The sequence below is a fragment of the Shewanella colwelliana ATCC 39565 genome (assembly GCF_000518705.1).
In the GTDB taxonomy this organism is placed as follows: Bacteria; Pseudomonadota; Gammaproteobacteria; order Enterobacterales; family Shewanellaceae; genus Shewanella; species Shewanella colwelliana.
This window is the reverse complement of the sequence record NZ_JAEC01000004.1, coordinates 77385-94274: the sequence shown is the minus strand read 5'-3', so window position 1 is coordinate 94274 and position 16890 is coordinate 77385. Positions and strand designations below refer to the sequence as shown.

The window sequence follows — 16890 nt, the reverse complement described above, 5'->3', positions numbered from 1 at the left end:
ACCAAACACCAAACACCAAACACCAAACACCAAACACCAAACACCAAACACCAAACACCAAACACCAAACACCAAACACCAAACACCAAACATCAAACACCAAGCTGTGGGTATATCTACGCAACTTTGCACGTCATCGTTTAGTGCTAGTTAGCAGGATTAAACATGTTAATTGCTTATGGTTAGTCATTAATGCCCAATCAAAGGTTTAGCATTAAATCCCTTGAGTTTATAGGCTGTTGAAACAGTTTTTCATAACTTTTCATTAAATCGCTAAAGCCAAATTTATTGGGGATAGCTTTAACAGCGATTACCTTAACTGACAGTTATTGACGTAAAAAGTTTGTCATAAGTAGTGATAATGTCACTCACCTGTTAAGGAAATTATTTTGAAATTTAAAACTGTTTTTGCACTAATGAGCCTTTCGCTGCTTATCCCTGTATTATCTGCTTGTGGCTCTGATGAGGAGACGTCAGACAGTGCAACCTACCTTCAGTATTACAACGGTTCCCCCAATAGTGTCGCCACGGCACTGATATTAGATGGCTATGAGTATGCTAGGGTCAATTTTGCCGATTCTCTTCCCCGTTATTCATACACTACGGGCAACAGCGAGTTGCAAGTTACGGGCGTAGATGAGTCGGGAAACGACATGATATTGCATGAGTTGTCGGTGAGTTTGAGTGATGGTGAAAACCATCTATATATGTTGGTGGGTGACTATGATGCATCTGAACTGATCGATATTTCATATCGCAGAGAGGAGATGGATGAACTTAATAGTGATATAGATAACGATTACAGTAAGATGCAAGTCGTTGTGATTAACGCTGCGATGGATACGCAGACCTTTGATGTTTATCTGGGTAAAGAGGGCGAGTCGATTACCGCAGCGACATTGATAGATTCGCTAGGTTATAAAGCCTTCTCTACTGAGCAGATGTTCGACACGGGAGAGTATCGACTCTACCTAACAGCGGCGGGACAAACCGAGGTACTTTTTGAGACCTCGACTTTGGATCTGACTACCAATACGGTATATAAACTTGTGATAAGGAATAGTTTTGGTCCGGGCGAGCCCAAAATTACAATCGACAATGTGGATTCAACGGGAACACCGATAGCGTTTGCCAATATCAATGCCAACGCAGAATTTAGAGTCTTCAATGGCCTAAGTAACCTGCAAGCGATTGATGTGACCTTAACTAGCCCGGGAGCTTCGATTAATCTTACACAGTTACCCGTTAATACCTTGAGTGCTTTTGAGTCGATTGATTTCAGTGATTATGGGGTCAGTGTTACTCAAACTGCTGATGAGCAGTTACTGGCTAATAATTTACTAGTGACCTTTAATCAGGATGAGAGTAAAACCTTAGTGATTTTTGATACCCAAGAGGGTGAAACTAAAGGCATGACCTTAACCCATGATTTACGGCCTTCTCCTTTTTATCATACTGTTAATTTTGCCAATTTGGTCGATAAATATGACCGTTTAGACGTCTATTTTGTGCGGAGTAATGAAACCATTGAAACGGCAGAGTACAAACTGAGTTATGTTGAATTTACTGAGTTGGTATCGATCGAATTGCCATCAGATGATTATGATATTAGTGTGGTACACAGTGATAGTAATGGTACCTTAACCCTTCTTTACCAATCTGACGCGGTCAGTATCAATAAGAGTGGCGACTATACCATGCTACTCACTAACGATATTACGCAGCCACTTGGCTATCGTGTGACGAGTTTTCAGTAGCAATCAAAAAAGGCTTACCTGAGAGGTAAGCCTTTCATATTATTTTTTATCGTCGTTGGGACCCAGGGACTTGGAGAAGGTAGATGATTTATTAGCTTCCTGCTCAGCACTATCGTCATTGGTTTTGGCTTGAGGCTTTTTGGTTGGCGCTTTACCAAACTGTGGCATCTTAAATTTTGCACTGTATTTCAATACGGCAATGTTGCTCGCAATGACACCTAATACCAAAATAATAATGAGCCAGGCTTCTAGGTTAGACATCATCTCTCTCCAGTACTCGACAGTTTAGTCGACGGCTAATCGCGCTTCGCAGACACGAATATCTTCAGGTGTGTCGACTTCTGGGGAGTCGAAGGCGCTAATGGCGACTTTAATTTTGTAGCCATGTTCAAGTGCACGTAACTGCTCTAGTTTTTCAAGGTCTTCCAAGCGGCCTAACGGTAGCTTGGCAAAGGTCGATACAAATTCACGCGTATAAGCGTATACACCTAAGTGTTTATACACAGGGTAATCATCGGTATCACGGCCAAAGGGAATACGTGCACGGGAGAAATAGAGTGCATTAAACTCATTGTCAAACACCATTTTGACATGTTTAGGATCGTTAAGCTCACACTCTTCGGTGATCTCAAAGCCCAAAGTTGCCATACCAAATTCACCAGGGTGGCGTTTAAAGAGAGTGATGATCTGCTCAATTGAAATAGGGTCAATTAGCGGCTGATCGCCTTGTAAATTGATAACGAGATCATCGTCCTTGAGTCCGAGCTGGGTGATTGCATCTTCAATACGGTCTGTACCGGATGCCGCTTCAGCACTAGTCATTACAACTTGGCCACCAAAACCCTCTACGGCATCTTTAATTCGCACATCATCGGTTGCGACATAGATAGCTGTTAATCCTTTTGCTAATGAGGCGCGCTCATAAACATGTTGGATCATTGGCTTGCCGTTAATCGGTGCTAAGGGCTTGCCTGGAAATCGGCTTGAACCGTAGCGAGCAGGGATTAACAGAGTCACATTCATTGGATATACCTATTTAAAAATTAAAACTTTGATTAAAAGGGCTCTGATTGAGCCCTTACAATGCCGATTAGATGCGGCGGAACAGCTTAGTTAGCATCTCATCGGTCACTTTCTCTTCCCAGCCAGCACCGTAAACATTGTCCCATAACGGGCCCATGCTCTTAGTTACTGCAACCATCTTAGCGATCGTCTCATCGGGCAGGTCTTTACAGATGTTTTTAGGCAACACAATGTTGTGTTTATCCATCATCTTGCGGAATTCTGCGACGCCTTCTGGGTAAAACTCTTCTAGCACATCAAAGGCTAGGCAGTTACCTATACCGTGATGGTAACCCAGTACATAGCCTAGACCATATGAGACAGCATGACAGGCACCGACTTGACTGTAAGCGATACTCATACCGCCCATGTATGATGCCATCATTAACTTGTCATCTTTTTCTGGATGATCGTCTAGGTAGACTTGACGGCAAAGGTCCATCGATTTCTCTGCAAAGGCTTTTGCAAATTCGTTCAGGTAAGTACCTTCCAATGACTCAACACAGTGGATATAACAATCCATACCAGTATAGAACCACTGATCGGTCGGCACGCCATCGATAAGCTCAGAGTCCATGATGATCTGATCGAACACTGTGTAGTCAGAGTTAAGGCCGAGTTTACGCACGGGTCCACACAGTACAGCAGTACGCGATGCTTCAGCACCAGTGCCCGATACTGTTGGGATGCCGATGTGATGGACCGCAGGGAACTTAATCAGATCCCAGCCCTGATACATGGCAGAGCCACCAGGGTTGGTTAACATAAGTGACACGGCTTTGGCCAAATCAAGTGTCGAACCGCCACCTAAACCGATAATACTAACAGGCAACTTACTGTTAAAGTGCTGAACTTGTTCAGTCAATGCATCGACTTGTTTAGTTGTCGGTTCATCGTCGACATTGACGTAGATGACTAGGTCATGTGCTTTAGCTGGAACACGGTCTGCAAGTGGCTTAGTTTGGTGTACATCGTCAACCAAAAATACGACAAAGTCTTCTGCTTCAGTACGTTGCTCACTGAGAACTTGGTCAAGCTGGGCAAAAGAACCACGACCGAAAATCATTTTTGGGACGCATTTAAAATTTTTAAAACTCATTACAACACTCTCCATTGAGACTATTACTGTAAAAAGTGCAATCGCGCCTGAGCAAGCTCAAGCGCGATACGAAATTCAGATTGGATTTAAGCAAATGCACGCTTAATGTTTTCGATGCGTTGCTTAATCTCATCCTCAGTCCAAGAGAGTTTGATTAACATCGAAATCGTGCGGCTCATGATCGCATCCGATTTTGGCACAGACACCTTAGTGTAGTCAGGTCTGTCTTCAATTAATGTGATCGGTAGAGCTGCAGGCGCCTTAAGTTCTTGAATATGCTTCCAGTTTGACAGGTAGTGCCAGTTGTTCACATACCAGTAGAAGCAGCCATCAACGCCGTTTTCAGCCAATTTTTTGTTAATTTCAATCGTACGTGCTTCTGTTGGCATCATAAAGGTAAGGAAGCCAGCTGAATCCCCTTCTGGATCGGGGATTTCACGGAAGGTGACATCAGCAATGTCTGCCATCGCGTCTTTGATCATCTTCTTATTTTTACGTTGAATGTCGATAATGGTATCGAGTTTTCGTAGTTGAGCTAAGCCCATGGCTGAATTCATTTCTGAGATGCGGAAGTTTAGTCCCATGATAGGGTGGCTTTCAGCACCACGGTCATTTCCAACGTGGTCATGACCATGATCAGAGAACATATGCGCATGATTATAGATGGTCTCATTGTTGGTGATCACTGCACCACCTTCACCACAAGTGATGGTTTTTACAGAGTCGAATGAGTAGCAACCTACGTCACCAATAGTACCTAGTGCTTGACCTTTATAGCTACCGCCGATGGCTTGGCAGGCATCTTCAAGAATGATGAGGTTGTGCTTTGCACAGACGGCTTTGATCTCATCCATTTTTGCCATAGAACCGCACATATGCACTAGATTAATTGCCTTAGTACGTGGGGTAATTGCGGCTTCAATGCCTTCAGGTGATAGGCAAAGGGTTTCATCAATTTCAGCAAACACAGGGATAGCACCTGCCATGAATACGGCTTCAACTGATGCTACAAAAGTGAATGGCGGCACAATAACTTCATCGCCCGCACCAATCCCGGCTGCAGCCATTGCAGTCTGCAATGCCGCTGTACCGCTAGATAACAGATGAGCGTGCTTTACATTCATCTTTTCGCAAAGTAGTTGCTCCATCTCACGCGTTTTCCAGCGGTCATTACGCATGTGATCAAAGTTATAACGGAAGGTAAACCCGTTCTCCATTACGTCTGCAACTTCCTGCTTCTCTTCAGGACCAAATAATTCAAAACCAGGCATGGAAAATTTCCTTAGCGTTCGCTGCGCATATCGCGCGAAAAATAAAACATAGCGAATTATAAACGGGATAGCGACAAAACTGCGATGTTTATTAAGGAATATTTACCTAAATTGGTGGCTTTTTGTGGTGATAGCTTAATCGATGTGCGAAATAGCCCATATCGATCTGCTTATGGGCTGGGGCGATAGTAGGATTATTCTTGGCGGTTTTTAAAGCTATCGTTGTCGACGGTTACGTCAAGATCAGAGAGTAAACCATTTTCAACGCTATAGATCCAGCCGTGTACGGCAACCTGATGGCCACGATCCCATGCATCCAATACGATGTTGGTGCTGGCTACATTACCTACTTGTTCGATGACATTTAGCTCACAGAGTCTATCGAAGCGTGCTGTTTCATCGAGTTCGGCTAATTCTGAGTCATGTAAACGGCGAATATCTCGAATATGGCCCAGCCAGTTATCGATAAGGCCTAGGCGTTCAGTGCCCATTGCAGCTTTGATACCGCCGCAGCCGTAGTGTCCAACAACCATGATGTGCTTGACCTTCAATACTTCTGCGGCATATTGGAGCACAGACAAGCAGTTAAGATCTGTATGGATGACCATATTGGCAATATTTCGGTGAACAAAAACCTCCCCAGGCATTAGGTCAATGATCTGATTGGAAGGCACTCGACTGTCAGAACAGCCGATCCACAAATACTCAGGGCTTTGTTGTTGGGCCAGCTGCTGGAAAAAGTTAGGATTTTCTTCAAGAATGCGTCCAGCCCAGCGGCGATTATTATCAAACAGTGGTTTTAATAATTTCATTTTTTAAAATCATGTCTACTAAGAAGTTTTTCTCCGCGACATTCTAACAGCAATTATCGCCAGTGCTGGTCTATTCAGTAGAAAACTGTGCTTCTAACTTGAATTTATCTCCTTGTGCGATGCAGAATCTCACACTACATCGCCAAGGATAGGGCGCTTGGTGTCTGATCTTATAGATGCTTGCTGAAAAAACTACTCAGATGCTGGTTGACAAAGTTGGGCTGTTCTAGCGTTGAAATATGGCCAGCATTGGGAATGTGGATGAATTCACTGCCATCAATAGCATCGTGCATTAAGTATCCCTCCAGTATGGGTCTTGGTTTATCTTCAGTGCCAGTCATGATTAAGCAGGGCAAGGTTAAGCATTCGATATCCTCCATGATATCGCGTCGACCAAAGATGATACGACCAAGGCGCGACAAGGAATCGATGCGCTCAGCACTGATGTCGTTAAGTTGCTGCTTAAATTGCTCAAAGAGTGCTGGTTGGTGTGTGGCAACATCATTAGCGAAAAACAGCGGCGCTATCTGCTCAATCAATGGTGTCGGCAGTTTTCCGGCGGCTTTCATCACATCTAACATCTCATAATACTTTGCGCGGCTGACTTCTGGTTCAAACCCAATAAAGCAGCCCATCATCACTAAGGTTTGCACTCGACTTGGTGCCATCAGGGCTAACTCTGCGCCCCACATGCCGCCCACAGAAAGCCCTAAAGCCGAGAATGTGTCGATATCTAGCGCGTCCATTAAGCGCAGATAGTGCCCAGCGAGATGCTTAAGAGAGCGGCAATCTGCTGGTAGCAGGTCAGACTCACCATGGGCCCACAGATCTGGCACAATACAGCGGTAATCTTGGCTCAAGATATCTAGCTGTGGTGCCCACATAGCGCTATCCCAAAGATAGCTATGACCTAATAACAGAGTTGGTCCTTGGCCAATATCGAGGTAACTCAGTGATGCGCCTTCAAGATCAAAGGTGTGTCTGTATTGATTTAAATCCATGTGACTGACTCTATAAAAGTGATAAAGGTTAATTTGAAGGCGACGGGGCGACCCTAAATACATATTCTGCGACTAATTTCTCAAGTCGTGGTAACACAGCCTCTTTAAGTTGCATCGGTTTGGTGGCCAAAATAGCGTTAAGAGTGTTGCTATCAAACTGGCTGAGGCAACGATTAGCCACGGGGAAATAGCTTAAATGCCAAGGCTCAGGGCTTACGCCACTCTTACCTGCTTGGAAGGGTAAGTAAAAGCCAAAGTCTTCACTGTAACGCGCCAGCCATTTGGATAATGAATAGCAGGGACCCCCCGCCTGATATTCATGGCTGACTAGCTGTAAGTCGCGCTTTGTTATCTGGTTGGCATCAAAAATGTCGATGTCAGTACCCCAGTGGTGACGTGAAGTGCCTGGAAGTGCCGACCAGATCAGGATCGCATCGACAAGTTGCTGATCATTGAGCGTTGAGGCATCTAGCGGTTGGGAGTTGCAATCGAGTAACCGTCGCTCTCCACAGGCTTTGGCATTCCAGATAGCCAACTGCCTATCTAAACTTCGGTAGCTTGAACAGATTGCCAAGGCAAAACCATCTTTGGTCGCTGCCGCTTGCATGGCGATAAATTGCTCGGCGGTAGCGTGTTCCATTTTTTGACCTTGATAATCAACCAGCGGCTGATCATCAAGGCCATAAATGGTGGAAAACGGGGTTAGCAAAGTAGTTTTTCCAAGATGCGTTGATACACCAATGCGAGTTGCTCAATATCGTCAACTTTGACGCATTCATTGACCTTGTGAATGGTCGCATTGACAGGACCAAGCTCAATCACTTGTGCGCCCGTTGGCGCGATAAAACGGCCATCGGAGGTTCCGCCAGAGGTTTGAGGATCGGTGTCGCTACCTGTGATCTCTTTGATTGCCGCTTTGGTTGCATCGAGCAGTGGGCCGTCGTCGGTAAGAAACGGTAGTCCGTTATAGATCCAACTGATCTCATAATCAAGGCCGTGAGCATCGAGAATATTGAGTACGCGTTGAATTAAAATTTCTGCGGTGACTTCCGTTGAATAGCGAAAATTAAACATCACCTCTAATGCACCAGGGATCACATTCGATGCGCCAGTACCGCCATTGATGTTAGCTATCTGGAAACTGGTTGGCGGAAAAAATTCATTGCCATTGTCCCATTTCATTCTTGCCAGCTCATCCAGTGCTGGCGCAGCCTTATGGATAGGGTTATCGGCTAAGTGAGGGTAGGCGACATGACCTTGAATCCCCTTGATGGTTAGGTTGCCAGTTAAACTGCCGCGTCGTCCATTTTTAACGATATCGCCAAGTTTATGGGTAGATGATGGTTCACCAACTAACGACCATGTGATCTTCTCATTTCGCGCTTCTAAAGTGTCGATAACGCGCGTGGTGCCGTTAATAAATGGGCCCTCTTCATCACTGGTGATAAGAAAAGCGATAGAACCATTGTGATCAGGGTGCTGAGCAATAAATCGTTCTGTAGCGACCACCATAGCGGCTAACGAGCCCTTCATATCGGCAGCACCACGGCCGTGGAGGTACCCGTCGATAACGACAGGATCAAAAGGTGGAGTATGCCAGCGGCTAAGGTCGCCAACGGGCACCACATCGGTATGGCCAGCAAAGCAAAATAGCGGGCCCTCTTTACCGCGTCTAGCCCACATATTGGTGGTATCTTCAAATACCATAGGTTCAATGTCGAACCCAATGTCGCTCAGACGTTGTGACATTACCTGTTGACACCCTTCATCGAGGGGAGTGACAGAAGGCCTGGAGATAAGGTCTTGCGCTAATGTGAGTACGTCTTGTGTCATTAGCTAAATATCTCCTGATATTGCGCTGCATTAAAGCCAACAATGACCCGGTCACCTTGGACCAATACAGGTCGCTTAATCAGTGTGGGGTAGGTGAGCATTAGGTTGATTGCTTTATCTTGGTCGATATCGGTTTTCTCGGTCTCACTTAGGTTTCTATAACTGGTGCTACGTTTATTAAATAGCGTTTCCCAGCCAAGAGTCTCAACCCAGGATTTAACGTCGCTTTCGTTTAGACCATCGATGCGAAAATCGTGAAAAGCGACAGCTTGTTGATTTTCTTCTAGCCATTTACGTGCTTTTTTTACTGTGTCGCAATTTTTAATACCGTATAGGGTCAAAACCGTTTCTCCTTGCCGAGCATGGCTCTTTAATATCTAGATCTTATTTTATTTTGAGCATTGTGGCATTGAGTGAGCCAGGGCTCAAGTGCCTAACGTGATTGGAGTCGTTCAATGAATTAAATTCACACAATGAGCAAAGCTAGCCTGATGGGGAGGCAGTCGTGCTCTGCGTGCACAGAGCACCCTAGCGGTTAAAGCTGAACCGAGAAGATGATATCTTTGCCAGCTTCAATTGAACCATGACGCTTATCAATACTCTTAATATCTTCCATATTGGCCAGTACAACTGGAGTGAGTAAGCTTTCTACGTGGTTTTTTAGATATTCAAGATCAAACTCAATAATGGGATCGCCGACTTTGACTTGCTGCCCTTCTTCGGCCAGGCGTTTGAAACCATTACCGCGCAGTTCTACGGTGCCTACACCGAAGTGAACAAACAACTCTAGCCCTTGTGGAGACTCAATACTGAAAGCATGATTAGTTTCAAATATTTTACCAATGGTGCCATCGACCGGGGCAAAAATTTGAGTCCCTTTTGGGGCGATCGCAATCCCGTCACCGACAATTTTTTCGGCAAATACAACATCAGGTACTTTCTCTATGGCTACTATCTCTCCTGATGCTGGCGCATATACATCTATGCCGCCACTCACTGGTGGCTGACCCGATATCAAACGCCTAATACGGCTAAAAAATCCCATTGAATTGCCCCTTTGATGATACGCTTGTGATCATTTTATTGTTTTTTGCTAGCATACTTAATAATTATGATAAACGACAGTGTGTTAGCAAGACATTTAACTCTTCTATGCGCGATGTCACTAATGCTTGTTTGGCGATGTTGACACATTGTGGGTATCGCCAGTGACTGAGTTCCTGCTTAACTTCCAACAGGGCCGAGAGACTAACACTCAGTTCATCGATGCCTAAACCAATTAATAGTGCTGTAGCGGCAGGATTACTGGCGAGCTCGCCACACATAGATACCGTTACGTTTGCCGTCTTCGCCGCTTCAATACACTGCGCAATAAGCTTTACGATGACCGGCGATAACACTGGAAACTGCTCGACTAATTGTGGATTAGCTCGATCTGCTGCCATGGTGTATTGGGTTAAATCATTGGTCCCTATACTGATGAAGTCCAGCATAGGGACCATTGAGGGGAGGTTAAACACGGCTGCGGGGGTTTCGACGACTATGCCTAATGACAGTTCGCCAAAGCCTCTTTCATCCTCAACAAGCTGCTGTTTACACTCCTCGATTAACTCAAATACCGCTTCAAGCTCTTCGACTTGATTCACCATAGGGAACATCAAGCGAATGGGTCCGTGGTTCGCCGCACGTAAAATGGCTTTAAGTTGTGCGTTAAACAGTAGTGTATGAGTTAAGGTATAGCGCACGCCTCTGATACCTAAGGCTGGGTTTTCCTCATGCGCCATAGTTAACGCAGGCACTTCTTTATCGGCGCCAAGATCCATGGTCCGTATCGTTAATGGTTTACCATCAAGAAGCTGCACCGCGTCACAATAGCGCTGATATTGTGTCTGTTCATCGGGTAACTCGGCACTGTGCATAAACATGAATTCAGTGCGAAATAGGCCAACCCCTTCTGCCCCCACATCGGCAAGGTGGTTGATTTCGCTAATACAACCAACATTTGCTAGCAGAGCCACACTGTGACCATCTGCCGTTTGGGTCACTTGATCGCGAAACTTTGTTAGTCCGGCTTTTCGTATTAAGGCTTGCTGCTTGAGTTGAGATAAGTGTTGATGGTCTGCCGATGTAGGGGAGAGGTATAACGCGCCACCGATCGCATCGACAGCAACCTGGGCTCCATCAACCAGTTCATCAAATTCCACATTACAGTTCATCAGGGTTGGAATTTCGGCGCTGCGGGCTAAAATCGCAGTGTGGCTAGTTACCCCACCCGTCTGCAACACAATGGCATTGATCCGTTCTAGCGGCAAGATTGCAAATTCTGCAGGGGTAATATCTTTAGTAAATAAGATACAATTTTCAGGGAGTTGGCTGTGAGACGTGCAGTGGCCGTTAAGTATGGTGCTGATTAAACGTTGACCTAAACAGATGACATCATCGGCTCGACAAGCGAGATAGGGCGAGTCCATATCTTTTAGGATTTGTGCTTGTTTGGCGAAGGTGTGCTCTACCGCTAACGCTGCAGAAAATTGCTGATTAGCGATTGTCTGATTGAGTTCAAGTTGTAGCTCTTCATCTTCCAAAAACATCAGATCGGCATCGATAAGCTGATGGTGCTCGCTTGCCTTATCTAGGTGTTCAGCACTGAGTACTATCTGTTTTATTAGAGCGTCTAATGCTGCGGTTAATCGCTGCTGCTCTTGGTGTAACTGAGTGTGTGGGATCAGATGATAATCGAGTTTAGCATGACTGGGTTTGAGCACTTTAGCTTGACCAAATGCTATGCCCGAAGAAACCGCTATTCCTTTAATGATCATCCGTTAACCTTTTAACTGAGGGTTATGAGTAATTCAGCAACATTTTCTACCGCTTGGTGAGCTTGTTCACCCTCAGCGCTTACTGTGACCGAAACACCTTTATACAGACCGAGAGTTTGGAGTTTAAATAAACTTTTGGCACTGGCTATCTTTCCTTGGCATTCAACTAAAATATCACAATCATAGCCTTTTGCCGCTTTAACAAGCAGGGCCGCAGGACGAGTATGAATGCCGTGTTCGGCTGTAATAGTGACTGTTTTTTCTACCATATAATATGTCTCTTACGCAATGAACTCATTCGGCAGGATAATGAATGATCTGATAGTTAGTTTTTTTAAGGGCTTGAATGGCACGTTCAAGCGTATCCTTTTTAACGAGCACATAGTCGGTGTCAAATGTTGATATTGCGAAAATACTAATCTTTGCATTGGCTAATGCTGCCGATACGCTAGCTAAAATGCCTGTCATTGAAAATCCTAACGGGCCAACGACTTCAAAACAGCGCCAATCGCTTTCCTCTTCTAGGCTATCGAGAGCCAGCTCTGCTGGGACAACAATTGATAGTTCATCCTTGGTTTTGCCGATGAAAAACATAGGTTGGTTAAACACTTGTGGATCTATAGTGCTTTGCGGGCTAAAGCTGTGGATACTATATAGCTGAGGGTGAACTGCTAGGGTCATTCTGGCCATGATTGTTCAAATCTCAATAAGACTATTTATTCAGTAAAGACAAGCTTATCACAATTTTACAATAAAAAAGGAGCGGCTTAGTGCGCTCCTTTTTTAGGAAAAAACTGCTGACTAGACTTTAAACTGACTCAATATTTTAGTGCTGGTATTACTGATCTCTTGAAGTGATTCTGCTGCTAACTGGTTACTCTCATTAGCCTTAACTGATACTTCCGATAATTCGGTGATACTGCAAACGTTGCGGTTGATCTCTTCGGTTACTAAGGATTGCTCTTCGGTGGCACTGGCCAGTTGAGTACTCATGTCACTGATATGTGCAATCAAATCTAATATAGAGTTTAGGGATTCACCCACATCTTGTGCCTGAGATTGAAGCTGTTCTGATTGTTTTTGGGTGTCATTGTTGCTGCTCATCACGCTAGACACTCCATTTTGGATGTCTGTGATGATTTTTTGAATCTCATTGGTTGAGTCTTGAGTCCGGTTGGCGAGCGCGCGAACTTCATCTGCAACCACTGCAAATCCGCGTCCATGGGCACCAGCTCTTGCAGCTTCAATGGCTGCATTCAGCGCCAGCAGGTTAGTTTGATCCGCTATACCACGAATAACATCTAAAATACTGCCAATTTGATCGGATGAAACACCAAGGTTTTGGGTAATGGTTTCAGCTGTTTTTAGCTCTTTAACGAGCTTTTGTGTGTTGAGAACTGTGCCATCCATCTGTGTCTTGCTGTCTTGAGCTTGTTGCTTAACGCTGTTTGCAGCGTCAGCTGCTTGTTGAGTACTACTGGCCATTTCATGAGTGGTGGCCAGCATTTGGTTAATGGCGGTGGCAACGCTGCTGGTCTCTTGGTGCAGATGATCAACGCTAGCGTTAGACTCGCCAACGGCATTGAATAATCGTTGCGCATCTTGATTTAAGCTGGCTCCAACGGGTTGAAGGTCGGCAACTAGCTGGTTAATCTTGCCGACAAAGCTGTTAAATGCGATGGCCAATTGAACCACTTCATCATTGCCTTTAGTAGGGAGCCGCTTGGTGAGGTCGCCTTCACCTTCGGCGATATCTTTCATTGCATCGATTGCTTGACTAAGGGGTGAGCTGATTGAGTGATTGAGAACGATAAAGAAGGCAAAGATGGGTACCGAGATTAGCAGCATAATCCCGAGGTAGTTATACATTACACTCCAAGTGGTGCTGTTAATGTCGCTCATATATGCGGCGGTTGTCAGTGTCCATCCCCACGCTGGGTAGGAGCGAGCTTCGACTAAGGCGAGGTCTGAGCCATTAGTTTGTGGGTTGTACAGTCCAAACTTCTTTTTAGCAACACCATTTTTTTGCGCTTCATCAATAAGTTGACGGTATGAAGCGCTACTTTGACGGCCATCTAAGCTACTTGCACTATCACCTATCCGTTGTTTCTGTGCGCCATGAGCAAGGATCTGCTGTTGGCTATCAAATAACACAAAATAGTGGCCGTTACCGTGCTGCACCTTACCAACAAGCGCCGCCGCTTCAACTTTTGCTTGCTCGATTGAGATCTCGCCGTCTAATGCCTGCTGTCTATGTGCATCAATGATACTTAGTAGGGTAGAAAGCTGGCCGTCATTTTGCTGCCATTTTTGAATGATGAGGTTATTTCGCTGCTCGTTTATCGAGAAGCTGGCAAATACGAAGGTGCCTACTGCCGCTAGAAATAGCATGAAAATGAGTCGTTGCAAGATGGTAAAGCGTCTGAGAATGGATAGCATTTTTAGCCCTGCCTAAGCTTAGATTCTTAACAAAATTAATATACAGGGACTGTCATATGAATTGAACGAATATCGACTTAATTGGCTGATAATTATCTAAAAGTAGAACTAGCTCACGCTATGTTTTTTATCAGTATAAAGAATGATGCCTCGCAGCATGCTTTGTTAAATTTATGTGAGCAAAATTGAGGCGGCTGGCTTGTAAATGACGTCGATTCAATTACTTATGAAAACAATTAGCCAAAAGTAGGGTTTCCGCAAACTAATCTGCTGTTTTTGCTTTGATTTCTACGCAGTTTCAGCGCAAAATGAATCATTAACTCTTTTTGGTTTGTAACATGACTATGACATCTCAAGTGATCACCTCAGATGATATTTTATTAAAACTTTGCCACTCTGTTTCTCATGTGCTGTCTAGCACAACTGCGAGTCAGGTATCCCATGCAGCCATGGTTCAGAGTATTACCAAGACCTGTCTTAAGCCCGATTTAGGTTGTTTTTCAATATTCGATGGCGGCTTTTCTGGCTTAGTTGTTATCAACTTTTCCGCCCCTGCTGCAGTTGAAATTTACCAAGCCTATATGACACAAATGGGAATGCCAGAAGCAGAATTTGCATTTTCTCATACGTCCGATGAAGTCGGGGATGTAATGGGAGAATTGATGAATCAGATCTTGGGTGATTTTATTGTTAAGGTAAATAAAGAGCTACAGACTTCAATCAATCAGAGTCAGCCTAAAATGTTGACCATCAATAAAGAACTTACCATTTCGATTGATACGAATTTAGATGAAGCGGTAGCCAGACGTGTGGCCTTTAAGACGGCAAGGAATCACATCTTCTATTTAGAGTTTGCTATGGATAAAACGGAATTTATTAAACTCGCCCATTTTGAAAATGATGAAGAACATGATCCCGATGCATTGTTAGCGCAACATGGTAGTGGCGCTGGGTCTACAACTTGGTCACAAGCGATTAATGGCACAGTTGTTGTTGATGAAGCTGATGATCTGCTTAAGGAGCTGGGCATATAACTGGGTAATAATCGTTGGCCAGTAATCACTGGCCAACAATTTTAGTGTGAAAGGTAGCCAATAACTATGACAACAAAAGCGACCTCGATTGATATCGCCTACCGGGCGGGCGTATCTCAATCCACTGTCTCGCGGGCCTTAAGAAATAGCCCTTTGGTCAATGAAGAGACCCGACTGAAAGTTCAAGCTATTGCTAAAGAACTAAATTATAAAGTTGATAAAAATGCCAGTAATTTACGCACACAGAGTAGCCTCACCTTGGCATTACTTCTGTGTGAAGACCCCACCAATGATGACTCCTTAATTAATCCATTTTTCCTTTCCATGCTAGGGTCTATTACCCGTGCGACTGCGCAGCAAGGTTATGATTTACTTGTATCTTTCCAGCAACTCAGTAGTGACTGGCATGCCGATTATGAGGACAGTAATAAGGCTGACGGAATCATATTATTGGGCTATGGCGACTATATGGATTATGAGGAGAAGCTCGACAAACTGCGTGAACAAAATACCCATTTTGTCATTTGGGGCCCAGCACAAAATAAACAAGCGGTATTATCAATAGGGTGTGATAATCATCAAGGCGGCGTCATCGCTACACAGCACTTGATTGCTAAAGGGCGTCGACAGCTAGCATTTATTGGAGATGCATCAAGTCATAGCCCAGAATTTCAAGCGCGTTATTTAGGCCATAAACAAGCGCTAAAGCGGGCAGGGATCAGCAGCCACAAACAGTTACAAGTCGATGCCATTAGTACCGAAAGTTCCGGCTACGACGGCGCCATGAAACTACTTGAACAAAAGTTGCCATTCGATGCGGTTTTCGCCGCCAGTGATCTAATCGCTATCGGCGCTATGAGAGCACTAAAACAGCAAGGGTTAAGAGTGCCTGAAGATGTTGCTGTCGTGGGCTTCGATGATATTCCTGTGGCAAGCTTTGCTAATCCAGGTCTCACTACGATAAAGCAAAATACAAAATTAGCCGGTGAAATTTTGGTAGACAGTTTACTTAAGTTGATTAAAGGGAAAGAGGTAAGCAACCAACTCATTCCCACCAGTCTCATTGAACGCCAATCATGTGGCTAACTGCCTTTTTATAAACCTATCTAATGCCCCTTTGGGCTGCTGTTGTAATTGCTGCATCAGCTCAAAGCTAACCGTTAGTGCAGGCCATTGTTGCTGTAGTTTTTGTAAGAGTTTTAACCAGAGTTGGGCGGTCATCTCAGCATCGGCGAGCGCTCGGTGAAATACACCATCATGTTCAATATTAGTGTGTGCAACTAACGTGCCAAGCTGATGATTTGCAGCTTCTGGAAAGACTCTACGTGCAATTAACATCGAACAAGCAAATGAGGTGTTAAATGGGCGATGTAGGCGGTTCAGTTCTGCGATAAGGAAACGTTGATCAAAACTTGCGTTGTGAGCCACTAAGCTACTATTGCCAATGAAATCCGAAAAGTCAGCCATCACCGTTTTGCAACTGGGTGCTTGGCTTAGCATCTCATTACTGATGCCTGTGTATTGTTCTATGAAGCTTGTGACCCGAAAGCCTGGATTCATCAGTTGTTGGAATCTATCTGTGATGATGCCATTTTCAAGTTTTACTGCACCAATTTCAATTGCTCTATCCCCTTGCTGAGGGGAGAGGCCAGTGGTTTCGAAATCCAATACGATCACGGTATCTGCATGGGACACTGACAATACCTCCTTTTACATTCACTCAAACAAAAACCCTAACGATTTGCACCGTTAGGGTTTTGAGT

At 44.6% G+C, this 16890-nt stretch carries 18 protein-coding genes; 3 read left to right on the top strand and 15 right to left on the bottom strand.

Annotated elements, in window-relative coordinates:
* The first annotated feature begins 389 nt into the window (after positions 1 to 389).
* Positions 390 to 1757, top strand: a complete 1368-nt coding sequence (locus tag L876_RS0100400; RefSeq protein ID WP_248674428.1) for a DUF4397 domain-containing protein — start codon at positions 390 to 392, stop codon at positions 1755 to 1757.
* A gap of 39 nt (positions 1758 to 1796) precedes the next feature.
* Here L876_RS0100400 and L876_RS0100395 read toward each other — a convergent pair whose 3' ends face one another.
* The 14 genes from L876_RS0100395 to L876_RS0100330 all read right to left on the bottom strand — a co-directional run bounded on the left by L876_RS0100395 (position 1797) and on the right by L876_RS0100330 (position 14093).
* Positions 1797 to 2018, bottom strand: coding sequence for a DUF2897 family protein (locus L876_RS0100395; protein WP_028761959.1), 222 nt, complete (start codon positions 2016 to 2018; stop codon positions 1797 to 1799).
* 24 nt (positions 2019 to 2042) lie between these two features.
* Entirely contained in the window at positions 2043 to 2780 is a 738-nt protein-coding gene (gene kdsB, locus L876_RS0100390) for an 8-amino-3,8-dideoxy-manno-octulosonate cytidylyltransferase KdsB (protein ID WP_028761958.1), read from the bottom strand.
* A gap of 67 nt (positions 2781 to 2847) precedes the next feature.
* On the bottom strand, positions 2848 to 3918 hold the full coding sequence (kdnB, locus tag L876_RS0100385; protein WP_028761957.1) for a 3-deoxy-alpha-D-manno-octulosonate 8-oxidase KdnB: 1071 nt from the start codon (positions 3916 to 3918) through the stop codon (positions 2848 to 2850).
* A gap of 86 nt (positions 3919 to 4004) precedes the next feature.
* Positions 4005 to 5189: an 8-amino-3,8-dideoxy-alpha-D-manno-octulosonate transaminase KdnA gene (gene kdnA, locus L876_RS0100380; RefSeq protein WP_028761956.1), complete on the bottom strand. Its 1185-nt coding sequence runs from the start codon at positions 5187 to 5189 to the stop codon at positions 4005 to 4007.
* Positions 5190 to 5383: 194 nt separating this feature from the next.
* On the bottom strand, positions 5384 to 6001 hold the full coding sequence (gene can / locus L876_RS0100375; protein ID WP_028761955.1) for a carbonate dehydratase: 618 nt from the start codon (positions 5999 to 6001) through the stop codon (positions 5384 to 5386).
* Between the two features lie 170 nt (positions 6002 to 6171).
* Entirely contained in the window at positions 6172 to 7002 is an 831-nt protein-coding gene (locus tag L876_RS0100370; protein WP_028761954.1) for an alpha/beta fold hydrolase, read from the bottom strand.
* Positions 7003 to 7030: 28 nt separating this feature from the next.
* Complete coding sequence (locus L876_RS0100365; RefSeq protein WP_028761953.1) at positions 7031 to 7711, bottom strand: M15 family metallopeptidase; 681 nt, start codon at positions 7709 to 7711, stop codon at positions 7031 to 7033.
* Positions 7705 to 8835, bottom strand: a complete 1131-nt coding sequence (gene dapE, locus L876_RS0100360; protein ID WP_028761952.1) for a succinyl-diaminopimelate desuccinylase — start codon at positions 8833 to 8835, stop codon at positions 7705 to 7707. Before dapE ends, L876_RS0100365 begins: the two co-directional genes overlap by 7 nt.
* Positions 8835 to 9176, bottom strand: coding sequence for an ArsC family reductase (locus tag L876_RS0100355; RefSeq protein WP_028761951.1), 342 nt, complete (start codon positions 9174 to 9176; stop codon positions 8835 to 8837). Before L876_RS0100355 ends, dapE begins: the two co-directional genes overlap by 1 nt.
* Before the next feature lie 194 nt (positions 9177 to 9370).
* Positions 9371 to 9880, bottom strand: a complete 510-nt coding sequence (crr, locus tag L876_RS0100350) for a PTS glucose transporter subunit IIA (protein WP_028761950.1) — start codon at positions 9878 to 9880, stop codon at positions 9371 to 9373.
* 64 nt (positions 9881 to 9944) lie between these two features.
* The gene (ptsP, locus tag L876_RS0100345) at positions 9945 to 11654 is read right to left on the bottom strand and encodes a phosphoenolpyruvate--protein phosphotransferase (protein ID WP_028761949.1); all 1710 of its coding nucleotides are present in this window, start codon (positions 11652 to 11654) and stop codon (positions 9945 to 9947) included.
* Between the two features lie 11 nt (positions 11655 to 11665).
* A complete protein-coding gene (locus L876_RS0100340) occupies positions 11666 to 11923 on the bottom strand; it encodes an HPr family phosphocarrier protein (protein ID WP_028761948.1) in 258 nt (85 codons plus the stop codon).
* Between the two features lie 25 nt (positions 11924 to 11948).
* Complete coding sequence (locus L876_RS0100335; protein WP_028761947.1) at positions 11949 to 12344, bottom strand: ACT domain-containing protein; 396 nt, start codon at positions 12342 to 12344, stop codon at positions 11949 to 11951.
* A 111-nt stretch (positions 12345 to 12455) separates the two neighbouring features.
* Positions 12456 to 14093 carry a methyl-accepting chemotaxis protein gene (locus L876_RS0100330; protein WP_028761946.1) on the bottom strand — a complete coding sequence of 546 codons (1638 nt, stop codon included), beginning with the start codon at positions 14091 to 14093 and terminating at the stop codon, positions 12456 to 12458.
* A 338-nt stretch (positions 14094 to 14431) separates the two neighbouring features.
* Here L876_RS0100330 and L876_RS0100325 point away from each other — a divergent pair, with 338 nt between their 5' ends.
* The gene (locus tag L876_RS0100325) at positions 14432 to 15127 is read left to right on the top strand and encodes a DUF3334 family protein (RefSeq protein WP_028761945.1); all 696 of its coding nucleotides are present in this window, start codon (positions 14432 to 14434) and stop codon (positions 15125 to 15127) included.
* Between the two features lie 66 nt (positions 15128 to 15193).
* Positions 15194 to 16213: a LacI family DNA-binding transcriptional regulator gene (locus L876_RS0100320; protein ID WP_028761944.1), complete on the top strand. Its 1020-nt coding sequence runs from the start codon at positions 15194 to 15196 to the stop codon at positions 16211 to 16213.
* On the opposite strand, the gene L876_RS0100315 is transcribed toward L876_RS0100320, so the two are convergent.
* A complete protein-coding gene (locus tag L876_RS0100315) occupies positions 16202 to 16828 on the bottom strand; it encodes a 3'-5' exonuclease (RefSeq protein WP_028761943.1) in 627 nt (208 codons plus the stop codon). The genes L876_RS0100320 and L876_RS0100315 overlap by 12 nt on opposite strands.
* Between the last annotated feature and the right edge of the window lie 62 nt (positions 16829 to 16890).

Coding starts and splice junctions, on each gene's coding strand:
- L876_RS0100395 (WP_028761959.1), bottom strand. CDS start 2,018: ATGTCTAACCTAGAAGCCTGGCTCATTATTATTTTGGTATTAGGTGTC.
- kdsB (WP_028761958.1), bottom strand. CDS start 2,780: ATGAATGTGACTCTGTTAATCCCTGCTCGCTACGGTTCAAGCCGATTT.
- kdnB (WP_028761957.1), bottom strand. CDS start 3,918: ATGAGTTTTAAAAATTTTAAATGCGTCCCAAAAATGATTTTCGGTCGT.
- kdnA (WP_028761956.1), bottom strand. CDS start 5,189: ATGCCTGGTTTTGAATTATTTGGTCCTGAAGAGAAGCAGGAAGTTGCA.
- can (WP_028761955.1), bottom strand. CDS start 6,001: ATGAAATTATTAAAACCACTGTTTGATAATAATCGCCGCTGGGCTGGA.
- L876_RS0100370 (WP_028761954.1), bottom strand. CDS start 7,002: ATGGATTTAAATCAATACAGACACACCTTTGATCTTGAAGGCGCATCA.
- dapE (WP_028761952.1), bottom strand. CDS start 8,835: ATGACACAAGACGTACTCACATTAGCGCAAGACCTTATCTCCAGGCCT.
- crr (WP_028761950.1), bottom strand. CDS start 9,880: ATGGGATTTTTTAGCCGTATTAGGCGTTTGATATCGGGTCAGCCACCA.
- ptsP (WP_028761949.1), bottom strand. CDS start 11,654: ATGATCATTAAAGGAATAGCGGTTTCTTCGGGCATAGCATTTGGTCAA.
- L876_RS0100340 (WP_028761948.1), bottom strand. CDS start 11,923: ATGGTAGAAAAAACAGTCACTATTACAGCCGAACACGGCATTCATACT.
- L876_RS0100335 (WP_028761947.1), bottom strand. CDS start 12,344: ATGGCCAGAATGACCCTAGCAGTTCACCCTCAGCTATATAGTATCCAC.
- L876_RS0100330 (WP_028761946.1), bottom strand. CDS start 14,093: ATGCTATCCATTCTCAGACGCTTTACCATCTTGCAACGACTCATTTTC.
- L876_RS0100325 (WP_028761945.1), top strand. CDS start 14,432: ATGACTATGACATCTCAAGTGATCACCTCAGATGATATTTTATTAAAA.
- L876_RS0100320 (WP_028761944.1), top strand. CDS start 15,194: ATGACAACAAAAGCGACCTCGATTGATATCGCCTACCGGGCGGGCGTA.